This is a genomic window from Akkermansiaceae bacterium (genome assembly GCA_024233115.1).
In the GTDB taxonomy this organism is placed as follows: domain Bacteria; phylum Verrucomicrobiota; class Verrucomicrobiia; order Verrucomicrobiales; family Akkermansiaceae; genus Oceaniferula.
The window spans coordinates 198,121-217,415 of record JACKQB010000004.1 but is presented as its reverse complement, the minus strand read 5'-3'; the positions used below and the strand labels follow the sequence as shown (position 1 = coordinate 217,415).

Annotated in this window: 19 protein-coding genes; 5 read left to right on the top strand and 14 right to left on the bottom strand. The window is 56.7% G+C overall.

The window, feature by feature from the left end; translation table 11 throughout:
* Positions 1 to 490 precede the first annotated feature (490 nt).
* Both H7A51_11940 and H7A51_11935 read right to left on the bottom strand, forming a co-directional pair.
* Positions 491 to 1,387, bottom strand: coding sequence for a hypothetical protein (locus tag H7A51_11940; GenBank protein MCP5536927.1), 897 nt, complete (start codon positions 1,385 to 1,387; stop codon positions 491 to 493).
* 326 nt (positions 1,388 to 1,713) lie between these two features.
* On the bottom strand, positions 1,714 to 3,285 hold the full coding sequence (locus H7A51_11935; GenBank protein MCP5536926.1) for an ankyrin repeat domain-containing protein: 1,572 nt from the start codon (positions 3,283 to 3,285) through the stop codon (positions 1,714 to 1,716).
* Positions 3,286 to 3,500: 215 nt separating this feature from the next.
* Between H7A51_11935 and galK the strand changes: the two genes are divergently transcribed.
* Complete coding sequence (galK, locus tag H7A51_11930) at positions 3,501 to 4,721, top strand: galactokinase (protein MCP5536925.1); 1,221 nt, start codon at positions 3,501 to 3,503, stop codon at positions 4,719 to 4,721.
* 27 nt (positions 4,722 to 4,748) lie between these two features.
* Here the strand turns inward: galK and H7A51_11925 are convergent, their stop codons facing one another.
* Genes H7A51_11925 through H7A51_11910 form a run of 4 tightly spaced genes read right to left on the bottom strand, consistent with a single transcriptional unit; the run spans position 4,749 to position 8,660 of the window.
* Positions 4,749 to 6,335, bottom strand: coding sequence for a SpoIIE family protein phosphatase (locus H7A51_11925; GenBank protein MCP5536924.1), 1,587 nt, complete (start codon positions 6,333 to 6,335; stop codon positions 4,749 to 4,751).
* Between the two features lie 54 nt (positions 6,336 to 6,389).
* Positions 6,390 to 7,103 (bottom strand): alpha/beta fold hydrolase, encoded by a 714-nt coding sequence (locus tag H7A51_11920; protein ID MCP5536923.1) that lies wholly within the window; start codon positions 7,101 to 7,103, stop codon positions 6,390 to 6,392.
* Positions 7,104 to 7,133: 30 nt separating this feature from the next.
* Positions 7,134 to 8,030, bottom strand: a complete 897-nt coding sequence (locus H7A51_11915; protein MCP5536922.1) for an NAD(P)-dependent oxidoreductase — start codon at positions 8,028 to 8,030, stop codon at positions 7,134 to 7,136.
* 12 nt (positions 8,031 to 8,042) lie between these two features.
* On the bottom strand, positions 8,043 to 8,660 hold the full coding sequence (locus H7A51_11910) for a hypothetical protein (protein MCP5536921.1): 618 nt from the start codon (positions 8,658 to 8,660) through the stop codon (positions 8,043 to 8,045).
* Positions 8,661 to 8,965: 305 nt separating this feature from the next.
* On the opposite strand from H7A51_11910, the gene H7A51_11905 reads away from it, so the two are divergent.
* From H7A51_11905 to H7A51_11895, 3 genes are all read left to right on the top strand, one after another.
* Positions 8,966 to 9,628 carry a DUF1287 domain-containing protein gene (locus tag H7A51_11905; GenBank protein MCP5536920.1) on the top strand — a complete coding sequence of 221 codons (663 nt, stop codon included), beginning with the start codon at positions 8,966 to 8,968 and terminating at the stop codon, positions 9,626 to 9,628.
* Between the two features lie 132 nt (positions 9,629 to 9,760).
* Entirely contained in the window at positions 9,761 to 10,849 is a 1,089-nt protein-coding gene (holA, locus tag H7A51_11900) for a DNA polymerase III subunit delta (GenBank protein MCP5536919.1), read from the top strand.
* An 18-nt stretch (positions 10,850 to 10,867) separates the two neighbouring features.
* The gene (locus H7A51_11895; GenBank protein MCP5536918.1) at positions 10,868 to 11,236 is read left to right on the top strand and encodes a sulfite exporter TauE/SafE family protein; all 369 of its coding nucleotides are present in this window, start codon (positions 10,868 to 10,870) and stop codon (positions 11,234 to 11,236) included.
* Between the two features lie 14 nt (positions 11,237 to 11,250).
* Here the strand turns inward: H7A51_11895 and H7A51_11890 are convergent, their stop codons facing one another.
* The 8 genes from H7A51_11890 to H7A51_11855 form a co-directional block, all read right to left on the bottom strand.
* Positions 11,251 to 11,883 (bottom strand): HAD-IA family hydrolase, encoded by a 633-nt coding sequence (locus tag H7A51_11890; GenBank protein MCP5536917.1) that lies wholly within the window; start codon positions 11,881 to 11,883, stop codon positions 11,251 to 11,253.
* An 89-nt stretch (positions 11,884 to 11,972) separates the two neighbouring features.
* Entirely contained in the window at positions 11,973 to 12,650 is a 678-nt protein-coding gene (tsaA, locus tag H7A51_11885) for a tRNA (N6-threonylcarbamoyladenosine(37)-N6)-methyltransferase TrmO (GenBank protein ID MCP5536916.1), read from the bottom strand.
* A gap of 28 nt (positions 12,651 to 12,678) precedes the next feature.
* Positions 12,679 to 13,824, bottom strand: a complete 1,146-nt coding sequence (locus H7A51_11880; GenBank protein MCP5536915.1) for a hypothetical protein — start codon at positions 13,822 to 13,824, stop codon at positions 12,679 to 12,681.
* Positions 13,825 to 13,956: 132 nt separating this feature from the next.
* A complete protein-coding gene (locus H7A51_11875; GenBank protein MCP5536914.1) occupies positions 13,957 to 15,126 on the bottom strand; it encodes a hypothetical protein in 1,170 nt (389 codons plus the stop codon).
* Positions 15,116 to 15,994 carry a metal ABC transporter permease gene (locus tag H7A51_11870; protein ID MCP5536913.1) on the bottom strand — a complete coding sequence of 293 codons (879 nt, stop codon included), beginning with the start codon at positions 15,992 to 15,994 and terminating at the stop codon, positions 15,116 to 15,118. Before H7A51_11870 ends, H7A51_11875 begins: the two co-directional genes overlap by 11 nt.
* Positions 15,987 to 16,745 (bottom strand): metal ABC transporter ATP-binding protein, encoded by a 759-nt coding sequence (locus H7A51_11865; GenBank protein ID MCP5536912.1) that lies wholly within the window; start codon positions 16,743 to 16,745, stop codon positions 15,987 to 15,989. Before H7A51_11865 ends, H7A51_11870 begins: the two co-directional genes overlap by 8 nt.
* Positions 16,738 to 17,214, bottom strand: coding sequence for a hypothetical protein (locus H7A51_11860; GenBank protein ID MCP5536911.1), 477 nt, complete (start codon positions 17,212 to 17,214; stop codon positions 16,738 to 16,740). The genes H7A51_11865 and H7A51_11860 overlap by 8 nt, the downstream gene beginning before the upstream one ends.
* 44 nt (positions 17,215 to 17,258) lie before the next feature.
* Entirely contained in the window at positions 17,259 to 18,152 is an 894-nt protein-coding gene (locus H7A51_11855; protein MCP5536910.1) for a zinc ABC transporter substrate-binding protein, read from the bottom strand.
* 119 nt (positions 18,153 to 18,271) lie between these two features.
* Between H7A51_11855 and gluQRS the strand changes: the two genes are divergently transcribed.
* A complete protein-coding gene (gene gluQRS, locus H7A51_11850; GenBank protein ID MCP5536909.1) occupies positions 18,272 to 19,096 on the top strand; it encodes a tRNA glutamyl-Q(34) synthetase GluQRS in 825 nt (274 codons plus the stop codon).
* Positions 19,097 to 19,295 lie beyond the last annotated feature (199 nt).

The window sequence follows — 19,295 nt, the reverse complement described above, 5'->3', positions numbered from 1 at the left end:
TTACCATGAAACTGTCGCATCTACGACAAACTCCAAGTCTACCACGTCGCAGCCGCCGTCGCCATAGCGGTTCTTGCCGGTGGACGCGAACAGCTCAATCCGCCATTGAACGCTACTACGGGACAGACCTTCTGTAAACGCTCTCGCATTGGGAGTGTTCCCGGAGCGGGTTCATATGGCGCGCAGGAGTAGCAAAGGCTACCCTCCGTCGCTGAAGCTATGGAGGCCAGGCTGGAGAATGAGTAACAACTCACTTGTAAGGCTGCTGCTTAATAACCGTTGGTTAGATGAGCAAGGAGTCCCTAACATGAAGGAGATATGGGTCGCTCTTCATTACCCTGAACAAAGAAGCGTTCAGGAAGTCTGATTGGAACCGCCGAATACAATGCACGATCCCTCCGGCGCAGCCACTTCCGCATAGCCGAAGGCAAAGCCGTATGTCCGGTGGTGTGGGACTCGTGGCTGACGCTAGTCAGTCACGGGGACCCGATTAGGCCTTGGTTTTTGAGTTACTGAAGCCCTCGAACCTGAGCATCGCAAACTGGGCAGTCGTGAGGCTGAGTTGCCTCAGGAGGCGTGCCTGATCCGACTCCGCCATGTAGGGGTGACTTCCCGTGTGGCTGAGCAATCCATAAATCTTGTCGATAGCCTCGCGCTCGCGCTTCTCAAGCAAGTCTTCGCGCTCAAGATAATCGCGAACCGCAACTGGGCGAGAATAAGTGCGACCTGCTAGATCCTCGCCAGAACTCAACCGTGAATGGTTTGAGGCGATCTCCTGCAATACCGATTCAAGAAACTTCCGGCTATTAGCTATGCAATCCGACCAACGTCCGGCACGGTAGTGATCTTCGGAGAGCCTAAGAGCTTCAAAAGCAACTTCTCGATTACCTAGATTCAGATCCTTGTGGAGACGATTGAGGACTCCTACTTCCTCTTCAACGTCGAGAACATCCTCTTCGGGGAAAAGAAGCGTGCCATCGCGGTAGACATAGCCGTCAAGCTCAAGCGCCCTCTTCATTGATGTCACGATCTTCTCATAAGACCGCTTGTAGTAATCTTCGGCCTCAGTGTAATACCAATGTAAAAACGCTTCAGCGATGTCATGAAGATAGCGCTGGCCAAGGGCTTGACGTTGCTCCCAGGTCCAATTCTTCGTCGCATTGACCTGGGACTCGCCGGTGTGTAGCCGAAGGATCCAATCCTTGAGATTCCTTGGGTAGTTTAGAGTCCGGATCGCATTACAGAACCAGGACTGAAAGTCGTTCCCGTAAAGGAAGTCGTAAAGATTTGTCGCATACACCTTCGCGCTCGAGTATTGCCCTCCACCACCAGAGAACTTCTTCACGTATGCGTCGGCAATCGTAAGCGCTGTTTTTCGCGAGATCATCGGTATATTCTTGACCGAACATTGTTATTCGTTGACTCGGGTAATAGGAGCTTACAGATGCTTGACCGTTTAGGGTGATTGAGCAGAGAGTGTTTACCCGATCTATTTGCTGTGATGGTAGTAAGTTCTGTTGGGGGGGGTCAAACTAAATAATAGTTAGGTTTTCGCGAGATCTTCGGGATTTCTGTTGTTGCTGGAGGTTTTATGACGGTTTCGGCTTTGGTCACAGATCATTGATTGCTGATCCGCCTTGGATTTATGCCTTTCTCTGGTTCGGTTGGGTGGCTGGTTTGCGGGCGGGAAAGAGCTTGGGGGATAACGCCGGGTTATCGCCCTAACGGAATTGTCGTCGCCTCACCGGTATCATCGTGGGTGAGCACGATCTGGTTGGGGCGGACGTCGCTGATGGTGTAGCTCTGGCCATCGGCGGTGCGGAAGTGTTGGCCGGTGCGGGCGGCGTAGGCCTGGCCGCTGGTTTTGCTGTGGAGCACCGCCCACGGTTCGGCGGCGGTGGCCGGGATGCGGGCGGTCATTTTGCGGCGTTTGCCGGTGCCGGTATCCTCGATCTCCACCACCGAGACGTCGGCCGGTTTGCCATCGGTGATCTTGCTGTGGTTCAGCATGCGGCGGATGCTGATGACCTTGAAGCGGGTGGCGGGGATGGTGTCGCCTTCCCTGACGGTGACCTGTTGTTGTTTCCCATACAGCATCCGGACCTGGGCTTCGCTGCCACCCGACTGGACGGCGTTGGTTTTTTCAACCATCAGAGGGAGTGGTTTTTCCTGGTAGTCGAGCATGGCAAGGTCACGGGCAACGTCGTCGGGGGTGGTTCCCTTGCTGGCGATGGTTTTTCCGGCGATAAACGGCAGGTGTTTTTTAGCGGGGGGGGTGGGCGAGGGCTTGGACGGTGAATTGGACGGCGGGTTGCTGGTCACTGCCGGAGTGTCAGGTGTCACGCCTGGCGTGTCTGGAGTCACTGAGGGAGTATGCGGTGGGGTGGCGGGTGGTGTGTTTTCGGTGCTGGGGCCATCGGGGGAGGGTTCCGTCTGTGGCATGTCGGCGGCGGCGATGACAGGCGGTGTCCAGTCGACCCCCTCCTCCTCGCTGGGTTCGGTGATGGTGAGTTCGGTGGCGTCCGGGTTCTGGTTGAGCAGGTTGGCGATGCTGGTGTGGTTGGATGCCTCCGCGACCTGGGCGGCGGTCCAGCCGTGTTCATTGACGGCAAAGCGGTTGGCTCCGCTTTCGAGGAGTGCGCGGACGGTCTCGGTGTGGCCGTTTTCCGCGGCGAGCATCAATGGAGTCATCCCGCCTTCGTGGCGCACGTAGACCGAGGCGCCGAAGCTGGTGAGGGTCTCGATGACCTGGTGTTTTCCCTGGGCGGCGGCGTAGAGCAGGGCGGTATCGAGCTGGCTACGCGAGTAGGGGGCGATTTCCTCAACACAGTCGGCGTGGCCGCCATCGATGGCGAGGATCAGGGCGGAGCGGTTTTTCTGATCCTTGATCTCGGTTTTGGCTCCTTGTTTGAGCAGGTAGCGGACCATGGTGTGATTGCCCTCGCGTGCGGCAAGCATCATGGGTGTGACCCCGTCGAGGCCGGGGGTTTCGATGTCCATGCCTTTTTCTAACAGGAAAGCGACGGATTCCTGTCGCTGGCTACGGGCGGCGAGGTGGAGTGCGGTCCAGCCGTTGTCGTCTTTACTGCCCAGGTCCATGCCTTGTTTGACAAAGAGTTCGAGAGCGCGGATGTCGCCATTTTCCGCAGCGCGGAGGAAATCCGCCGGTGTCGCCTGATAGCCGGATGTCTCCAGTTCCTGTGCCGCCTTTTCTTTTTTGTCACTGCACGAGACGATCAGGAACGGGCTGGCGGTCAGCGTGGCGAGACAGAGGAAAATTTTCATAAAGGCATACTACTTTATATTTCCTAAGTTTCAATCAAGAATGAGCCGGGCACGACGGGTGCTGTGCGGATGGGGCAATGTTCATCATGGAGGGTTGCTTTTTTTTAGCGACGAAAGACATTTGAGGCTGGCGGATGGTGGTGGATAAGTTATGGAGTAGGCACCGGAACTGGTCGATGCAGGTCAAGCGACGGTATGCAAAAGCAAGAAAGAATATGATTGAACGCAAAGAGGATGGTGCAGGTGATGGAGCGGATAGCGAAAAAGCCTATGCGGATCAAAAAGAGACCGTGCTGAGGGAATTCGAGGAATACTTCGGGATGATACCGTTCTGGCTGGTGGCCTCCCCATCGCGGGTTAACCTGATTGGCGAGCATATCGATTATTGTGATGGTTTTGTTCTACCGCTGGCGATCAACCGGTACGTGATGATCGCCGTGGCACCTAACGGCACATCCCAGGCCAATCTGGTCTCCACGATGTTCCCGAACGAGTCGGCGATCGTGATGCTCGATGAGCCACCCGTGGCGGGTGTGCCGGCCTGGGCAAACTATTTCCGTGGTGTGCTGGATGGATTCCGGCAGAAGGACTTCTGGCCCTTGCCCGGCTTTGACGCCCTGATTCATTCGACCGTGCCGCTCGGAGCGGGCCTATCCAGTTCCGCGGCGCTTGAAGTGGCCGCCGCGACCGTGGTCGAGGGTATGTTGGGTATTGACATCAACCCGAAGAACAAGGCGCTGCTCTGCCAGACGGCTGAACAGAGGTTTGCCGGTGTGCCGTGTGGTATCATGGACCAGTTTGCATCGGTCTTTGCTAAAAAGGACCACCTGGTGTTGATTGACTGCCGGTCTGAGGAGGTGCAGTTGATTCCGTTTGCCGATGACACTGTGAATGTGATTATTGCTGATACCAAGGTGCAGCATGAGCTCAGCGATGGTAGTTATGCCAATAGGAGGAAGCAGACCGAGATAGCGTTGTCCATCCTTGGCAAGCAATCCTGGCGCGAGGTGAGTATAGATGACCTTGAATCTGCTAGAGGGGAGATGAGCGAGGTGGTGTTCCGGCGGGCGCGGCACGTGGTTACTGAGATCGACCGCACCCAGAAGGCGGCGATGGCACTGGCCCGTGGTAAAACCGATGAGGTGGGTGAACTCATGGCGGCGAGTCACAGGTCGTTACGTGATGATTTCGAGGTGTCATGCAGGGAGCTTGATATCATGGTGGAAGCGGCCTGGTCCATAGGTGAGGAAGGTGGTGTGTTAGGCAGCAGGATGACCGGTGGCGGATTTGGCGGCTCGACGGTCACCTTGGCGCGTGCTGACCAGGCGAACGCCGTGATGGAGGAGATGGGCAGACGTTACTTCGAAGCGACCGGAATAGAACCGCATGTCTTTTCTACATCAGCTGTGGACGGGGTAAGCCTGGAAGAGCTGTGAGCCGGCTGTTGGCGCCATGCACTGGAACTACAAGCCAGAGCCGACGTCCATGGCAAAGAGGCAAACGTCATCGTCGAACTTGGCCTCGGCGGCATGTCGGCGTGCCTGGTCGATGAGGCTGTCCAGGCACGTTTCGAGATCGTCGTTGATGCATTTTTCCATGGTGGCGACAACATGTGGAATCCCCAGTTGTTCACCCGAGGAGTCTTCGACTTCATGGAGGCCGTCGGTGAAGATGAGAAGCCGGTCGATGCTGTTGAGGGAAACGGTTTCCGCGGTGTAGGGTGCCTGTGAAATCAGTCCCAGGGCCGGATTGGGTTTTTTGTGCGCGGGTTGGATTTGTTTTCCCTTGCCGCGCCTGACGGATATGGGTGACGGGTGGCCGGCGCAGGAGAAACGAAGCGTTCCCTCCTTGAGGTTGACCACGCAGTAGATCGCGGTGGCGAAGAGCGTGACCCCGGCGCGTTCGAAGATGGAGACCAGGCCCTCGTTGATACCGTAGAGAAACCACTCGGGACTGGTGGCGGAATCACGTTCCTTTTCCATCAGCCCGCGGAGCATGGAAACGACCAGCGAGGCTCTAACACCATGACCCATGACATCGCAGAGAAAGATGCCGATACAGTGTTGGGAAATGGGCATGACCTCGAAGAAGTCGCCTGCCATCGCGGAGGCGGGCGAGTACCGGCAGCCGAAGGTGACTTCCCGGTCATGACTGCGCAGAACCAGGCCGTCAAGGCTCTGGGGAAGCAGGGCCTGCTGGATCTCCCGGGCGAGCTGGAGCTCTTCTTCGAAAGCGACATTGCGTTGATGCAGCTCTTCCGCGGTGGCGGTGAGCTGGCGTTGCACCTTGACCAGGTCGGTGATGTCATGGCTGATGCCAAAGGTGCCGCACAGCTGGCCTTTGCGATCGAGCCATGGCAGCTTGGTTGCCTCAGCCCAGGTGGTTTCTTTTCCTTCGTAGGTTTCCTCCTGCAGGGCGTTGATCAAGGGGACGCGGGTTTCCATGACCTCCAGTTCGTTGGCCCGTGCGAGGTCGGCGTGGGCCTTGTCAAAGTAGTCCCGGTCCGATTTTCCAATCATGTCCTCCGCGGATTTGGCACCCAGCCTCTTGGCCAGCGAGCTGTTGGTCAGGACGAAGTTGGATTCCTTGTCCTTGTAGTAGACGTTGACTGGTATGTTTTCTATGAGTTGGCGGAGTTTGTATCGTTCTTCCTCAAGATTGATCTCAGCATATTTTCTCTGGGAGATATCGATGATGGAGCCCACGATCCGCTGTGCCTCACCATCCTCACCCCGGACACAAATCCCTCTGATCCGGAGCCAGTGCCAGGTGCCGTCGGGATGATTGTAGCGGCAGTCGAGGGCCAGAGTATCCTCACCCCCTTGAGCCAGCGTTTTTTTGAAGGTGGCCCGTAGCTCCGGTAGTTCTTCCTCGTGGAAGTACTGCTTGGCGTGAGTGATGATGTTAGGTGCTTGGTCTGCGGAGTACCCCAGAAAACCGAGCACCCGGTCCGAGTAGTAAATATCCTCTTCTCCCACATACCAGTCCCAGACACCTTCGTTGGATGCCAGGAGTGCCAACTCGAGCCGGTCCTGTGGGTTGGATTTCATTGCCTGCAGATCCTAGACGCTGGTGGGCGGGGGAATCAACACCGAAGGATGGGCTTAGAGATGTTTTTCCAGCCAGTCGATGGTCTCGGTGATAACCGTGTCGTAGTGCCCCTCGAACGAGTGGTCGGCACCCGGGACCGCTACCAGTCTGGCCGGACCACGGAGGGCATCGTGGAGATCCTGGCTATCGCGTGGCAGGACGACATCGTCGTCGCTGCCGTGGACGAGCAGCCAGGGCAAGCGCAGGCTTCGGGCCGCATCGAGGGTATTGTTGATGTGGTGCAGGTCGTCGACGTAGCTTTGGGACAGGGGGAAGTCGTCTTCCCACATGAAGTCTGCGTCGGGGGTGACGTCACCAAACTCTCGCTCACAGAATTCCCTGGTATAAACCATGCCTGCGAGGGAAACGAGTAGGGTGATACGCTCGTCGCGTGCCGCTGTGAGCGCGCCGACGGCTGCGCCCATGCTGTGACCGATGTAGACGATTTTCCTGCCGTCGCCGAGTTGGTCGATTACGGCGGTGAGGTCACCTATTTCCTTGGTGATATTGGAATCGGCAAACGAGCCTTCCGAGTCACCGTTGCCGGACCATGAGACACGCAGGCCCGGATAGCCGCGGTCAGCCAGGGCACGGGCCAACCAGAACAGCAGGGGCCGGTCTTTGTTGCCCGTGACACCATGGCCGAGAATAACCAGCACGTCATCGCGGCTGCCTTCGTGGTAGGCGGTATCGAGTCGTTCCCCTTGTGCATTGCGAATCGTCAGCATAAGAAATGAGTGATGTCGAGGTTGTGGTGATCAAGAACTTGTGCGCCCCTTGAAGGTGAGTTCGGCGATGCCCGATTTATCGAGCTCACCGAGCCCGAGCTCGATCATGCGCTGGTATTGGTGCTGGGTCGCGAGGGACAGGGGCAGGTCGAGTCCTTCCCTGGCTCCGAGAGCGTTGGCAATACCGCTGTCCTTGGCGGCGTGGGCGGCGGAGAACCAGCACTGGTGGTCGCGGTTGATCATGTCGTCGCCATCGGTTTCGAGGACGCGGGAGTTTGCCCCTGTCTGGGAGAAGACCTCACAGAGCATCCTGGTGTCCAGGCCGAGGGCATCGCCAAGTCCCAGGCCTTCGGCGAGGGCGGCGGTGTTGATATTCATCACCATGTTGACGAGAGCTTTGACCTTGGCCGCCTGGCCGGCCGGACCGATGTAGCGCAGCTTGCTGGAAAGCTGGTCCAGCACATCTTTACAGCCGTTGAATACCGCTTCATCACCGCCGATCATCAGGTAAAGGCTACCGTCGCGGGCCTGGCTGATGCTTGAGGCCATACAGGCTTCCAGTGAGCTGGCGCCCAGGGTGTTGGCTGCGTTTTCAATCTCCATATGCACCTCCGGTGATACGGTTGCGCAATTGATGAATATCCGGCCGCTTGCGTGCACTAACAAGTTGTCGGGTTCATTGAAAAATATACCACGCATGGCATCGTCATCGGTGACAACCGTGAGCACAAGATCGGCATCGCGTGTTGTTTCTGCTAGAGATGATGCCGCATGGCATCCCAGCTCCCCGGCAAGCGCCTGGGCGGTTTCCCGGCGGATGTCATAGACCGAGGTGATACGGTGGCCGCAGTCGTGCAGGCGCCGTGCCATGTTGGCGCCCATCCGGCCCAGACCGACGACGGCGATATTGCGTGGTGATTGTTGCATAGTGTTAGAAAATCATTGAGGCTGGTGGAAAGTAAGACCGCCTTCGTGGATACGGACCTGTTGAAACAGATCGGGACGATGGAAGTCGGGTGCCCCCCCGTCGGCTGGTGTAGCGGTGAGGAATTTCTGGTCGGGGGAATCGACGATGAAGGTGACATTCATCCGTGTTTCCGGACCGAAGTCCAGGCGTGCCTTGAGCACATCCAGCGGGATGGATGCGGCGGCCACCCAAGTGCCGTCGGGAGCGAGATCAGAGAATGTTTGCACTCCGGGAACCTCGACATCCTGCTTGTCAGCGCGCACCCGTGGGGCGGTGAACTCGGCACTCCACCAGGCACCGTTGGGAGCGAGATTGAATTCGAGGTAACGGCCTGATGTCGGATGACTGAGGAAAAACTCGGCGACGTCATATTTCCAGAGTTCCGGGGTGAAGATGCCGGGTCGGGCCTGGGGGTGGAGGCTGGCCGGCTTTCGGCGTGTGGCGACAAACCAGAAACTGGCGTGGTCGATGGCCAGGCCAAACGCGGCGGGCACATCGAGCTTGTGGCCAAACCAGTCGTTTTCGAGTCCGAAGAGGGCGAGGTCGAGAGCCCCCCACTGAAGAGGGGCGCTTTTGTGTTCGATCAGCATGCGTGCACCAATTGTGAGGCTGTAATGACAATTTGCCAAAGCTAAAAATCAGGCAAATTGTGGGGATATTTGCAATTTTGGAGGCTATATTGCGCATATTTTGCTTAAATGTGACATTTTATCACACTTCGATGAAAAATTCTGGCGTTTTGGGTTTATTTATGTTGTGAATAACTCGCTCACAATAAGTGCGCAACCACGATAAAACCTAGACTTTCCAGAGACCAATAACCATGGACACCATCGAATATATCGGACCACGCCCGAAAAAACCCGTACGCAAGTCATGGGGGGGTGGATGGTTGATGATCCTCTTTGTGGTGGTGGGAGTGGGTATCGTCGCCAAGCCGTTTATTTCCCAGCTACTCGCTCAGGATAATAAGGTTACCGAGCTCAAGGTCGAGGAAACCGTTGCTTGGCTCGGCCAGGGGGACGGCTTTGGCAACCAGCTTGCCGCGGCGGCACTGGAGCGCACCCGTGAGGAAGTCACCTACGACGATTCCTATTATAAGATTCCCTACCCCAACGGCGATGTGCCGGCAGGCAAGGGGGTATGCACCGATGTGGTGGTCCGCAGTTACCGAGCCCTCGGGATCGACCTGCAGAAGCTCGTCCACGAGGACATGGAGCGGAATTTCAGGATTTACCCACAACTCTGGAGCTTGAAGGGGCCGGACACCAATATCGACCACCGCCGGGTGCCCAATTTGCAACGCTTCTTCAGTCGTTTCGGAAAGGAAATAGAACTTCCGGAGGAGGGGTCGACAGCCGAGGATTTTTCCTTTGGTGACATCGTCGCATGGCGATTGCCACACGGCGCCACCCATATTGGAGTGGTGGTTCCCGGACCGGGTTCGCACAGGGATGAAAAATGGATTGTCCACAATATTGGTGGAGGACCCGAGTGGGAGGACAAGTTGCTCGAGTATCAAGTGATCGGCCATTACCGGTTCGATGGTACGAAGTGAGTCGCTGGTGGGCCGTTCAGTGGGCAGGTGGTGGAGCGTTGTGACCTGCCGTTTTTCCGACTTCACCACATACTGGGGTAATCAGATTTTTAACCCTTGCTTCTTACCTCTTTCCTCTCGCATCATAACCGCGTGAGTCAAATCCATGTTATCTTTGGTTCCGATGAGGGCACTGTGTCCGAGCAGGCGCTTGGCCTTTTTACTAAGCTGAAACCGGAGGGCGGCGATGATTTTTCCCAGGAAACGATCGACGGGGTGGTGGGTAATGCCGAGGATGCGTATGCGGTCTGTGGCAAAGTGATAGAGTCATTGCAGACCTTGCCGTTTTTCGGAGGGGGTAAAACGGTGTGGCTGAAAAATGCCAACTTTCTCGGCAGCGACCGCACCAGCGAGGCGGAGCGTGCGAAGGAGGGGACCGAGGCGTTGATCGCCTGCCTTGAAGACGGACTGCCGGGTGATGTGCATTTTCTGATCAGCAGCACGGCCATCCATAAGGGCCGGAGACTCTATAAATTCCTTAACAAGGTGGCCGATGTCAAAACCTTTGATAAGCCGGACATTAGCCGCGATGGCTGGCAGGAGAAGATCATGCCGGTGGTGAAAACCAAGGCCCGGAATCTTGGCCTGACATTGACCGGTGATGCCTTGCACCTGTTTATCATGCTGGTAGGCGTCGACACCCGCCAGATCGACAATGAATTGGAAAAACTCGATATCCATCTGGATGATCGACGCGAAGTCACGGAGGATGATGTCCGTGAGATTGTGCCACTCAGCCATGCCGGCGTGGTGTTCGAAATAGGGAACGCCTTGCAAAAGAAGAACGCCGCCCGTGCCTTTGAACTGATCGACCAACAACTCGCCCGCAAGGAGTCGGCCATCGGAATCCTGCGGGCGTCGATCATCCCGACGGTGCGTAACCTCTATATGTCGGCGGCAGCGAGCCACGGGAGGAGTATCCCTAACGGAAATTACAACCAGTTTTCCAGTGCACTGAACAAGTTGCCTGAAAACGAACGGGCATGGCTGCCACAAAAAAAAGACGGTGGGGTGAATGCCTACCCGTTATTTCTAGCGAGTCAGAACGCCGGTGCCTTCGGCGTGCAGCGTCTGGGTGAGGCGATGAAGGCCTGCCTTGACGCCGACAAATGCCTGGTCAGCACCGCCCTTGACCATCGCACGGTGTTGCACCGGCTCATCGCCACCATCTGTGCTGCCTGAATCCTTTCCGTCCAAGCGATGAAAACCCTCGCCATAGCCATAGTCACCGGGATAGTAGCAGGATTGTTAGGTGCTCTGTGCGGGGTTGGCGGCGGCATCGTCATGGTGCCTGCCTTTGTGACGGTTCTCGGGTTTAAGCAGAAAGAAGCGGTGGCAACCTCACTGGCCGTGATCATTATCGTGGCGCTTGTTTCGACACTGAACACCTCACTGAGAAAAGGGGAGTCGCTGATTGATTGGCGGGTGGTGGCATTTACTGCCGTGGCTGCAGCACTGGCTGCGTGGTTTGGCACCGACCTGATGCACAAGCTGAGCAATCAACACCTGACACGTATGTTTGGGGTGGTTCTGCTGGTTTTCGGAACAAAGATGTTACTTGGAAAGTAGTGGAGTCCGACTTGTTAGCTGACGAGTGAGTGTAGCTCGGAGGGATGGTGGAACAGGTAATCGGGTCTGGATTCCGCCAAGGCGGCGGCTGAGTTAAACCCCCAGCCGACAGCCGCGACTGGGATCTGTGCCTTTTTAGCCGCTTTGACATCGCGCAGCTCATCCCCGATGTAGATCATATCTCCGGGCTTGATGGAAAAGGTCCTGCAGATCGAGCGGAGGTGTTTTGATTTACCGGTTAGTTTGGAGGTGGAGGAAACAAAGGTAAAGATATCCTCCAAGCCATGGTGTTGAAGAAAGAGGTGGACGTTTTCAGTGGAGTTGGATGTCAGGATACCGAAGTGCTCGGTCTTCTGGCGCAAGCGGGGGAGGGCGTCGGCGATGCCCTCGATCAGAGGTAATCGGCTAATCCGGGACTTGAGCATCTGGGTGCCCTTGTACAGGAGCTTGGGGACGAGGAGTCTGGGGACCCCGAGATGGTCAAGAAAGTCATTGAGCTTCATGTGACGGAGAATATGAACCTCGTCCTCATCAATGGGTTTCAGACCATGCGTTTCAGCCATCTGGTTGTAGATCTTCAAGCCCTCGTCCAAGGTGTCGGCGATGGTGCCATCAAAATCAAAAACCAGTGTGCTGTATTTCATCATCAGTTCACTGTGACACTATGCGCAATTCCTTCAACGTGCGATGCAAAAAAGGTGAGCATTGTGTCACGCAATGGTTCGGTCCGACCGGATTAATCCGATAAACATGAAACGATCGACACCTTGCCCGACCGGATCAGCCACCGGATGTTCCAGCCATCGACCAGACAACCGTATTCACGGTCAGTCGTGTCATGCTGGTAGGCGGGGCGGGGGTCATTGGCCAGGGTCTTTTCGATCAGGTGTTTTGTTCCTGTGTCCAGGGAGTCGCCGACTCCATCCTGCCATTCGACGGCCATCAGGGCCGGCGGCTCCTGAGCGAAGCCTGCCAGGGCATCAGGCAACGAATCGGAGAAGGGGATGTAGGGTTTGATATCGAGAATGGGTGTGCCATCGACCAGGTCCACGCCACGCAAATTGAGGACCGGGCCATCCGGGTGATCCGGATCGATGCCTACCAGCCTCACGCATGACAGCCCGATTGGATTCGGCCGGAAAGGAGACCTGCTGGCGAAGACACCCACTTTCTTGTTTCCCCCGAGTCGCGGCGGCCTGACAGTTGGTTTCCAGTCATCTCGAATCGCCTGATGAAAAACAAACACCAGCCAGACATGGGAAAACCCTTCAAGTCCTTTGACGGCATCAGCTGACCGGAACTCCGGCTCGAAAACCAGCTCGCCCCAGGCTTCGTCGACGAGTCCCGGCTGTCGGGGGACACCAAACTTTTCCCCATAACAGGTGCGAACGTGGCCAATGATTTCAACATTCATCATTCAAAATTCAACCTTCAGAAGGGTGTCAATGCACATGCGCGTCACCACCTGCTCCCCATTCGAATCCAAACTGGAGCCAGACGCTGTGGTCCCCGCCACGTTCATCAGAGTGATCGAAGTTGTATTGCAGTCGCGCGACAGACTCGATTTTTCCGAGGGAAAAATAACACGCAAGGGAGGGGGAGACCCGGTGGCGTTCGGGAAGTTCAGGATCATCGACACCCTCCAGATAATCATAGCGCAGACCAATTTCCCACTTGGGGTTCAACTTGTAGAGAGCCGCTGAAGTGACGGCGAGCTCCTCGAATTTTCCTTCGTCGGTGCCAATCCTACGCAGCATGGCCTCGTTTCTCCAGGTGAATTGTTTGCCATGGTCCTCGTCCTGCAGCCAGGTGTAGGTGAGATCGACCCCGAAGAGTCGGCCGGTTTTCGCCATGAAATTTTCTCCCTGCAAATAACTAGCGCCGTAAATAAACTGACAGGTATCACTGGGCCAGACGATTGCCTGGTAATGCACGGAGAGAACGTTCCTATCCCAAAGGGCTTGCCCAGCTTCCTCGCTGTGATCGTGTGCACCGCCGGCGTGTTCCGCTTCCTCGTGATCATGGCTAACAGCATTACCAAACGACAGCGTCAATCGGTCGTTCCAATGGCTTGGTGCCATCCACGTGATTTCCACACCCTCGATGACCAGGCCATCGTCACCGAGGAAACGCACATTGCCGAGGTTGGCATCGACAAATTTCCAGGCATGGTTATGGATGTTGTTTTGAGTGCCGACGGTGGCCAACAGCCGACCTGCCTTCATCTCGAAGCCACCGGGAAGGTTTAAAAACCTGGCATAAAACTCTTCAAGCTCCGCATCCCAGCCGTCAACATCGTTCCACGAAATAATACCTTCAGTAAAACCGGCGATGTGCTCGCCATAAAGAATGTCGGCACCCAGTGAGAGACTGGGCACGCTGAATCCGGAATGGACGGGATCGTGTCCGCCGTGGGCGAGGCCAGCGTCCTCGAGATCCGTATCTCCCAGGACGGCCCGCAAGTGCGCGCGTGGCTCGATCAGCAAGGAAGGCCCCGTATCGTGATCGCAGTCGACACCCCCAAAGGGAATGTCCGCAGGGGCGCTTTCATTCCCCGTGGCCGGTGAAAAGAGGGCGCATAGGATCATGCAGGCGGGGATGTGAGAATAAAGCGACGGCATAGGGCTGGAAAAAATATCGGGACATGGCGGATGACCGCGTCCCGACACATTAGTCGTTAAGATTGGCACTGACCAACCCTAAATCGAGCAGATGGAATTCTAGCGTACTTCGCCCGGGCCCCAGTCGAAGCCAAACTGCAGCCAGATACTGTCTTCGTCGCCGTGTCCCTTGATGTCATCGTGGTCGTACTGGAGACGCACGAGGCCCGTGAGATCATTACCGAGGTCAAACCTTCTGGCGATGGACAGTGAGGTGCGTTTTCTTTCTAACAACTCGGGGTCCTCGACACCCTCAAGATACTCGTAGCGTAACCCGGCTTCCCAGTTCTCGATGAATTCCCAGAGCAGGGCGGTGTTGTAGCCGTTGTCCTCGAAGCCACCTTCGTCGTTCTCGACATCGCGCATGATCCACTCGCTGCGCCAGCGGAACTGGCGACCACCGGGTTCAAGTCCGTTTTCACGCCAGGTGTAGGTGAAATCAGCCCCGTAGATATCAGTGGTCATGTCGAATCCATTATCTCCTGTTAGGAAACTGCCGCCCACCTTAAAGCGGTGGAAATCGTTTGGCCCGAACTTCGCCTGATAGCGAACCACGATGACATCCCCGACGGGACGAGCCATTTCCGCCTCCTCGTGATGGTCGTGACCTACGTGCCCCTCGTCATGACCTTCATGTTCATGGGCGACCGGTGAGCCAAATCCGACGCTGAGAGAATCTGTCCACGGCGTGGGCGCGATCCAGGTCAGTTCACCGCCGTCATAGGCGAAGCCGTCGTCACCGAGGTATCTGACGTTGGCGATATTTGAGTTGGCAAAATCCCAAGCGTGTAAATGGTGCGCGTTCTGGTCGCCGAAACGTGCCAGCATGCGGCCCCCACGGACCTCGAAGCCTCCGGGCAGGTTGTGCAGTTTGAGAAAGCCTTCCTCAAATTCCGCGTCGAATTCTTCCCCGTCTGTTTTGAAAATATTCACCGTGGTAAAGCCGCTGACGTATTCGCCGAGGTAGATGTTGCCGCCGATTTCAAAGCCCTGGAAATTGAAGCCGTCCTCCGAGGGATCATGACCTGCAAAGGCGACTTCATCAGCGGGAAGCGAGGTGTTTCCGTGAGTCAGCCGCAGATGCAAGGTAGGCTCCAGCCGGATCGATGCTTCTTCTTTGACCGGCGGCACCGTGGCTTCTGTGTCCGGATTTGCTTCTGCTGTTAGGGTGAGAGGCATGACCCCAAGCAACGAGGAAACGACTAGGTATTGGGTGTTTTTATGGTACATTCTTACTTTTGTTGTTTTTGTTGTTCGTTTGCAGGCGTTTCAACGGCCCGTAGTTGGGGTTTACGAAATAGGCGATGAGGAAGATGATACCCAGCACCAGGACGATGGCCGGGCCGGTCGGGATGTTGAGGGGGACGGAAATCACCACAGCCAGCATGGAGCTCAGGCAGCCGACGATGCCTCCGCCCCAGAACAACCACCGCGTCTGGTTGGTGAAGAGTGAGACGATGGCACCCGGGACGACGAGCAGACCGATCGAGAGGATCGGGCCGACCGCTTGGAAACTTGCCATCAGGGCGAAAATCATCAGCGCGTAGAGCAGGTAATTCATCCAGCGCACACCCACCCCCTGCACGGCAGCGACATTCGGTTCAAACAAGGTCAGCAGGAGCGGTCGCATGAAAAGGGTCGCGCTCAGAAGGATGAAACAGGAGATGCCAAAGAACACCTGCAAGTCGGAGTCACTCACAGAAAGGATGTTTCCAAACAGCCAGTCCTCGAGATTCTGCACCGTGTGGGTGTACTGGATGAGAACGATTCCCAGCGCGAAGGCGGTGGTAAAGAATATCGCCAGCGCGGTGCTCTGGGGCAGCCGGGTGTTGCGGGTCACCGAGATCGAGCCGAGCCCGACAATCAGGGCGGCGAGCAAGGCTCCCGTAAACGCACCCGCCTGGGTCAGCGCGCCGGTGATGAGCACCACAATAACGATGCCCGGCAGCAGGGTGTGGCAAAGCGCGCTCAAGGTCAGCGAGCTTTTCCGCAACAGGACAAAGCCACTGACAAAGCCGTTGGTAAATCCGATCAGCGCCGCCGCCACCAGGGCGCGGCGAAAAAACGGCATATCGAGCATTTGCAGAAGTTCATTCATTGTCCGCTGTTTTGAAGGTGAGGTTGAGGTTTTCCTCGGTGAGCACGGTCTGGCACTCCCCGTAGGCCACAATGTTGCGGTTGAGTAACAACACGTGATCAAAGATATCCGCCAGCGTGTTGATGTCGTGGTGGGAGGCGATCACCAACCGGTGTTCCATGGCAAGCTTGCGCAGCAGACGGGTCAGGTTCGCCGTATGGTCACGATCAAGCCCCGTAAACGGCTCGTCTAACAACAGGACATGCGCCTCCTGCGCCACCGCCCGGGCGATGAACGCGCGTTGTTTCTGGCCTCCTGATAGCTCACTGATCTGGCGGTTGGCGAGCTCGCCGTCCATTTCCATCAGATGGAGTGCTTGCTCGACCGCGAGCTCATCTTTTTTAGTGAACTTCCCCCACGCGCCGAGCTGGGAGTAGCGCCCCATTTCCACAACGCCACGGACGGTGACCGGGAAGTCCCAGTTGACTTCCTCGTGCTGGGGAAGGTAGGCGAACTCGCCGCCACGGCACTGGACGTTGTCCTCGCCGCACCAGGAGACGCTTCCGGTCTTGCGCTTGACCAGTCCCGCGATGGCTTTGAGCAGCGTGCTTTTGCCCGCGCCGTTAGGCCCGACCAATGCCAGGCTGTTACCGCAGCGGACCTGAAGGTTGATGTTTTCCAGGACACTGACATCGCGGTAGGCGACTTCCAGGTCGCGGATGATCAACTCGTGAGTCTGACCTCGGTTGTGGGTATGGGTGCACTTACTCATGATGTCCTCCCGTGTTGTATTCGAAGGTTTCGTTCATTTCCCTGGAGCTGCTGAAAAAGGAATACTTCTGGCCTTCTCCATGGTCCGGGGAAATGCTCACCTGCACGAAGTGGTGGCTGCCGTCCACGGCATCGTCGGGCCAGACGACATCGAGCCAGTAGGTGACATCCCGGTGGGCGACGAGTTTTACGTCGCGGTAGTCCGGGTTTTCCGCAGGCGAGGCAACGCTGAGAAGCACCACGTCCTCCCCGCCGCTCTCCGATGGCCGCTTGAGGGTGTAGGACTGCGGTGGCGTTGAAAACGTAAACTCGATCTCGGCCTCCACCGTGTGCTCGCCATCGTCGTTTGCCTGTTGTGGGGCAGCCGGGGTGGCGGGCGCGCCGGTGTCGATGTAGAGACTGCCGGCAAATCCGACAATCGCCAGAACGACGAGCAACAGCAGGGCTTGGATCGGTGGCTGGCCTTTCATGCGTTAGAAAAAAAATCGGGCTACGTGGCAGTGACCGCCGGGTGTTAGCGAGCGAGTGCCGAGACGATTTTACTGACGTTGTCCCTCATCATCTTCTCGTAGTTTGTCGATCCGTCAGCCGCCAGCGTGCCTCCGATGCGGACACCGGCTTCCCTGGCGATGATCTGCAGCGACTTGGGGTTCGCCCGCTGCTCCGGGAAGATGGCTTTGACATGGTTTTTGCGCAGCTCGCTGATCGCCAGCGCTTGATAGCTGGCACTGGTCTTTTGCTGGGCGGTGAGGCCTTTCACCGGCAGAGCCTTGAACCCGTATTCCTTGCAAAAATATCCAAACGCGGCGTGCGCCGTGCTGAGGATGCGGTTTTGACGCGGGATGCGACTGACCTCACGCTTGATCCAGGAGTGCAGGGCAGACAGGCGTTTTGAGTAGGCGGCGGCATTGGCCTTGTAGGCGTCCGCGTTCGCGGGGTCGGCCTCGGCATACTCCTTGGCAATGACACGGGCGGCCTTCTGCATGTTGCTGACGCGGTGCCACCAGTGGGGGTCGATCGCACCGTGCGCGTGCTGCGGACAACACACATACTGACTGTCGCGACCACTGATTTTCTGCGACGGAATAGTCCTTCCCACCTCAACCACCTTGGCGCTGCTGCCCAGGGTGCTCCTGAGTTTGTCCAGATAGGTTTCCAGGTTTTTGCCACTCGCCAGATAGAGGCTCGCCCCCTTCGCCCTGAGCAGGGCCTTCGGCGTGGGCTTGAAATGATGCGGGTCCTCATGGGGAGCGATCAGCTGCACCACCTCGGCGTGCTGCCCCGCCACCTGACGGGCAACATCCGTGATCAGGGGGTGCAAACTGGCTACTTTCAACCGCGCAGCTTCCGTTGCTGTCGTAACCAGCGCAAGTATGGAAATTCCGAGGAGCAGAGAGATCTTTTTCATGGCGGAAGGAGCGTTAACGCAAGATAGAAACTATTGCAAGTATTTTGCGTTAACATTTTTTTGTTAAGTCCGGCCATTTGGTGTTTGGCGTTTGTTTCCTCGGGTTTAAAAGACAAACCATGGTCACTCGCTTTGCGCCATCACCGACAGGGATGCTTCATTTGGGGCATGCTTATGCGGCGGCCTATGCGTACGATTGTGCCATGGAAAACGGGGGACGTTTTCTACTCCGGTTCGAGGATATCGACGTGACGCGGGTGAGGGATCACTACTACCTCGCCATCGAGCGGGACTTGTCATGGCTCGGGTTGCAATGGGACGGAACGCCGATCCGTCAAAGCGACCGACTCCCTGCGTATCTGGAAGCCTTGGAAAAACTCAAGTCGCTCGAGGTGGTCTATCCCTGTTTCTGCACCCGCCGTGAGATCCAGCAGGAAATTGAATCGATGGGAAACGCGCCCCATGGTCCGGAAGGCACCTTGTACCCTGGGACCTGCCGGTCATTGTCAGCCATGGAACGCGCTGACCGGATCGCGGCCGGGCTGGGGCACTGTTGGCGACTCGATACCTGCTCCGCAGCCAGACTCGCCGGGCCACTGGGCTTTGAAGACGAAATCAAAGGCCGGGTGGAGGTGGATCCTTTTTTGTTAGGCGATGTGGTGCTTGCCCGAAAAGACATCGCCACCTCCTACCATCTCGCGGTTGTGATCGATGATGCTTTTCAGAAAATCACCGATGTCACCCGTGGCGAGGATCTGCTTGCATCGACCCATGTGCACCGGTTGTTGCAAAAATTGTTAGGCCTGCCGATTCCCACCTACCACCACCACCGGCTCATCCTCGATGATCAAGGAAAACGCCTCGCCAAGCGTGACGACTCCCTCAGTCTCCGCACCCTGCGTGAGCAGGGGAAAACACCGGCAGAGATCTTCGCCATGATGTAAGCAGCCTGGTTCTGGCTCCCCGGCTGTATAATTTACAGAGCATTTACACACAGGCGGGGAAAATGCGCCTATTCTACGATCATCAACGAAAGATGATCCCATGAATCGCAGAAAAATAGTTCAAATATTTGGTGGCACCGTAATTGCCGGTACCTTGAGTCCACGGCAGTTGTTTGCCCATGAAGAAAAACATCCAGCG

Bases quoted from the DNA above. Each gene is read 5' to 3' on its own strand.
- H7A51_11865 (MCP5536912.1), bottom strand. From the start codon at position 16,745: ATGAGTAAGTGCACCCATACCCACAACCGAGGTCAGACTCACGAGTTG.
- H7A51_11920 (MCP5536923.1), bottom strand. From the start codon at position 7,103: ATGCTGACGATTCGCAATGCACAAGGGGAACGACTCGATACCGCCTAC.
- H7A51_11925 (MCP5536924.1), bottom strand. From the start codon at position 6,335: ATGAAATCCAACCCACAGGACCGGCTCGAGTTGGCACTCCTGGCATCC.
- H7A51_11910 (MCP5536921.1), bottom strand. From the start codon at position 8,660: ATGCTGATCGAACACAAAAGCGCCCCTCTTCAGTGGGGGGCTCTCGAC.
- H7A51_11940 (MCP5536927.1), bottom strand. From the start codon at position 1,387: ATGATCTCGCGAAAAACAGCGCTTACGATTGCCGACGCATACGTGAAG.
- H7A51_11895 (MCP5536918.1), top strand. From the start codon at position 10,868: ATGAAAACCCTCGCCATAGCCATAGTCACCGGGATAGTAGCAGGATTG.
- H7A51_11935 (MCP5536926.1), bottom strand. From the start codon at position 3,285: ATGAAAATTTTCCTCTGTCTCGCCACGCTGACCGCCAGCCCGTTCCTG.
- tsaA (MCP5536916.1), bottom strand. From the start codon at position 12,650: ATGAATGTTGAAATCATTGGCCACGTTCGCACCTGTTATGGGGAAAAG.
- H7A51_11860 (MCP5536911.1), bottom strand. From the start codon at position 17,214: ATGAAAGGCCAGCCACCGATCCAAGCCCTGCTGTTGCTCGTCGTTCTG.
- H7A51_11890 (MCP5536917.1), bottom strand. From the start codon at position 11,883: ATGATGAAATACAGCACACTGGTTTTTGATTTTGATGGCACCATCGCC.
- H7A51_11915 (MCP5536922.1), bottom strand. From the start codon at position 8,030: ATGCAACAATCACCACGCAATATCGCCGTCGTCGGTCTGGGCCGGATG.
- H7A51_11880 (MCP5536915.1), bottom strand. From the start codon at position 13,824: ATGATCCTATGCGCCCTCTTTTCACCGGCCACGGGGAATGAAAGCGCC.
- galK (MCP5536925.1), top strand. From the start codon at position 3,501: ATGATTGAACGCAAAGAGGATGGTGCAGGTGATGGAGCGGATAGCGAA.
- H7A51_11870 (MCP5536913.1), bottom strand. From the start codon at position 15,994: ATGAATGAACTTCTGCAAATGCTCGATATGCCGTTTTTTCGCCGCGCC.
- H7A51_11905 (MCP5536920.1), top strand. From the start codon at position 8,966: ATGATCCTCTTTGTGGTGGTGGGAGTGGGTATCGTCGCCAAGCCGTTT.
- H7A51_11875 (MCP5536914.1), bottom strand. From the start codon at position 15,126: ATGTACCATAAAAACACCCAATACCTAGTCGTTTCCTCGTTGCTTGGG.
- H7A51_11855 (MCP5536910.1), bottom strand. From the start codon at position 18,152: ATGAAAAAGATCTCTCTGCTCCTCGGAATTTCCATACTTGCGCTGGTT.
- gluQRS (MCP5536909.1), top strand. From the start codon at position 18,272: ATGGTCACTCGCTTTGCGCCATCACCGACAGGGATGCTTCATTTGGGG.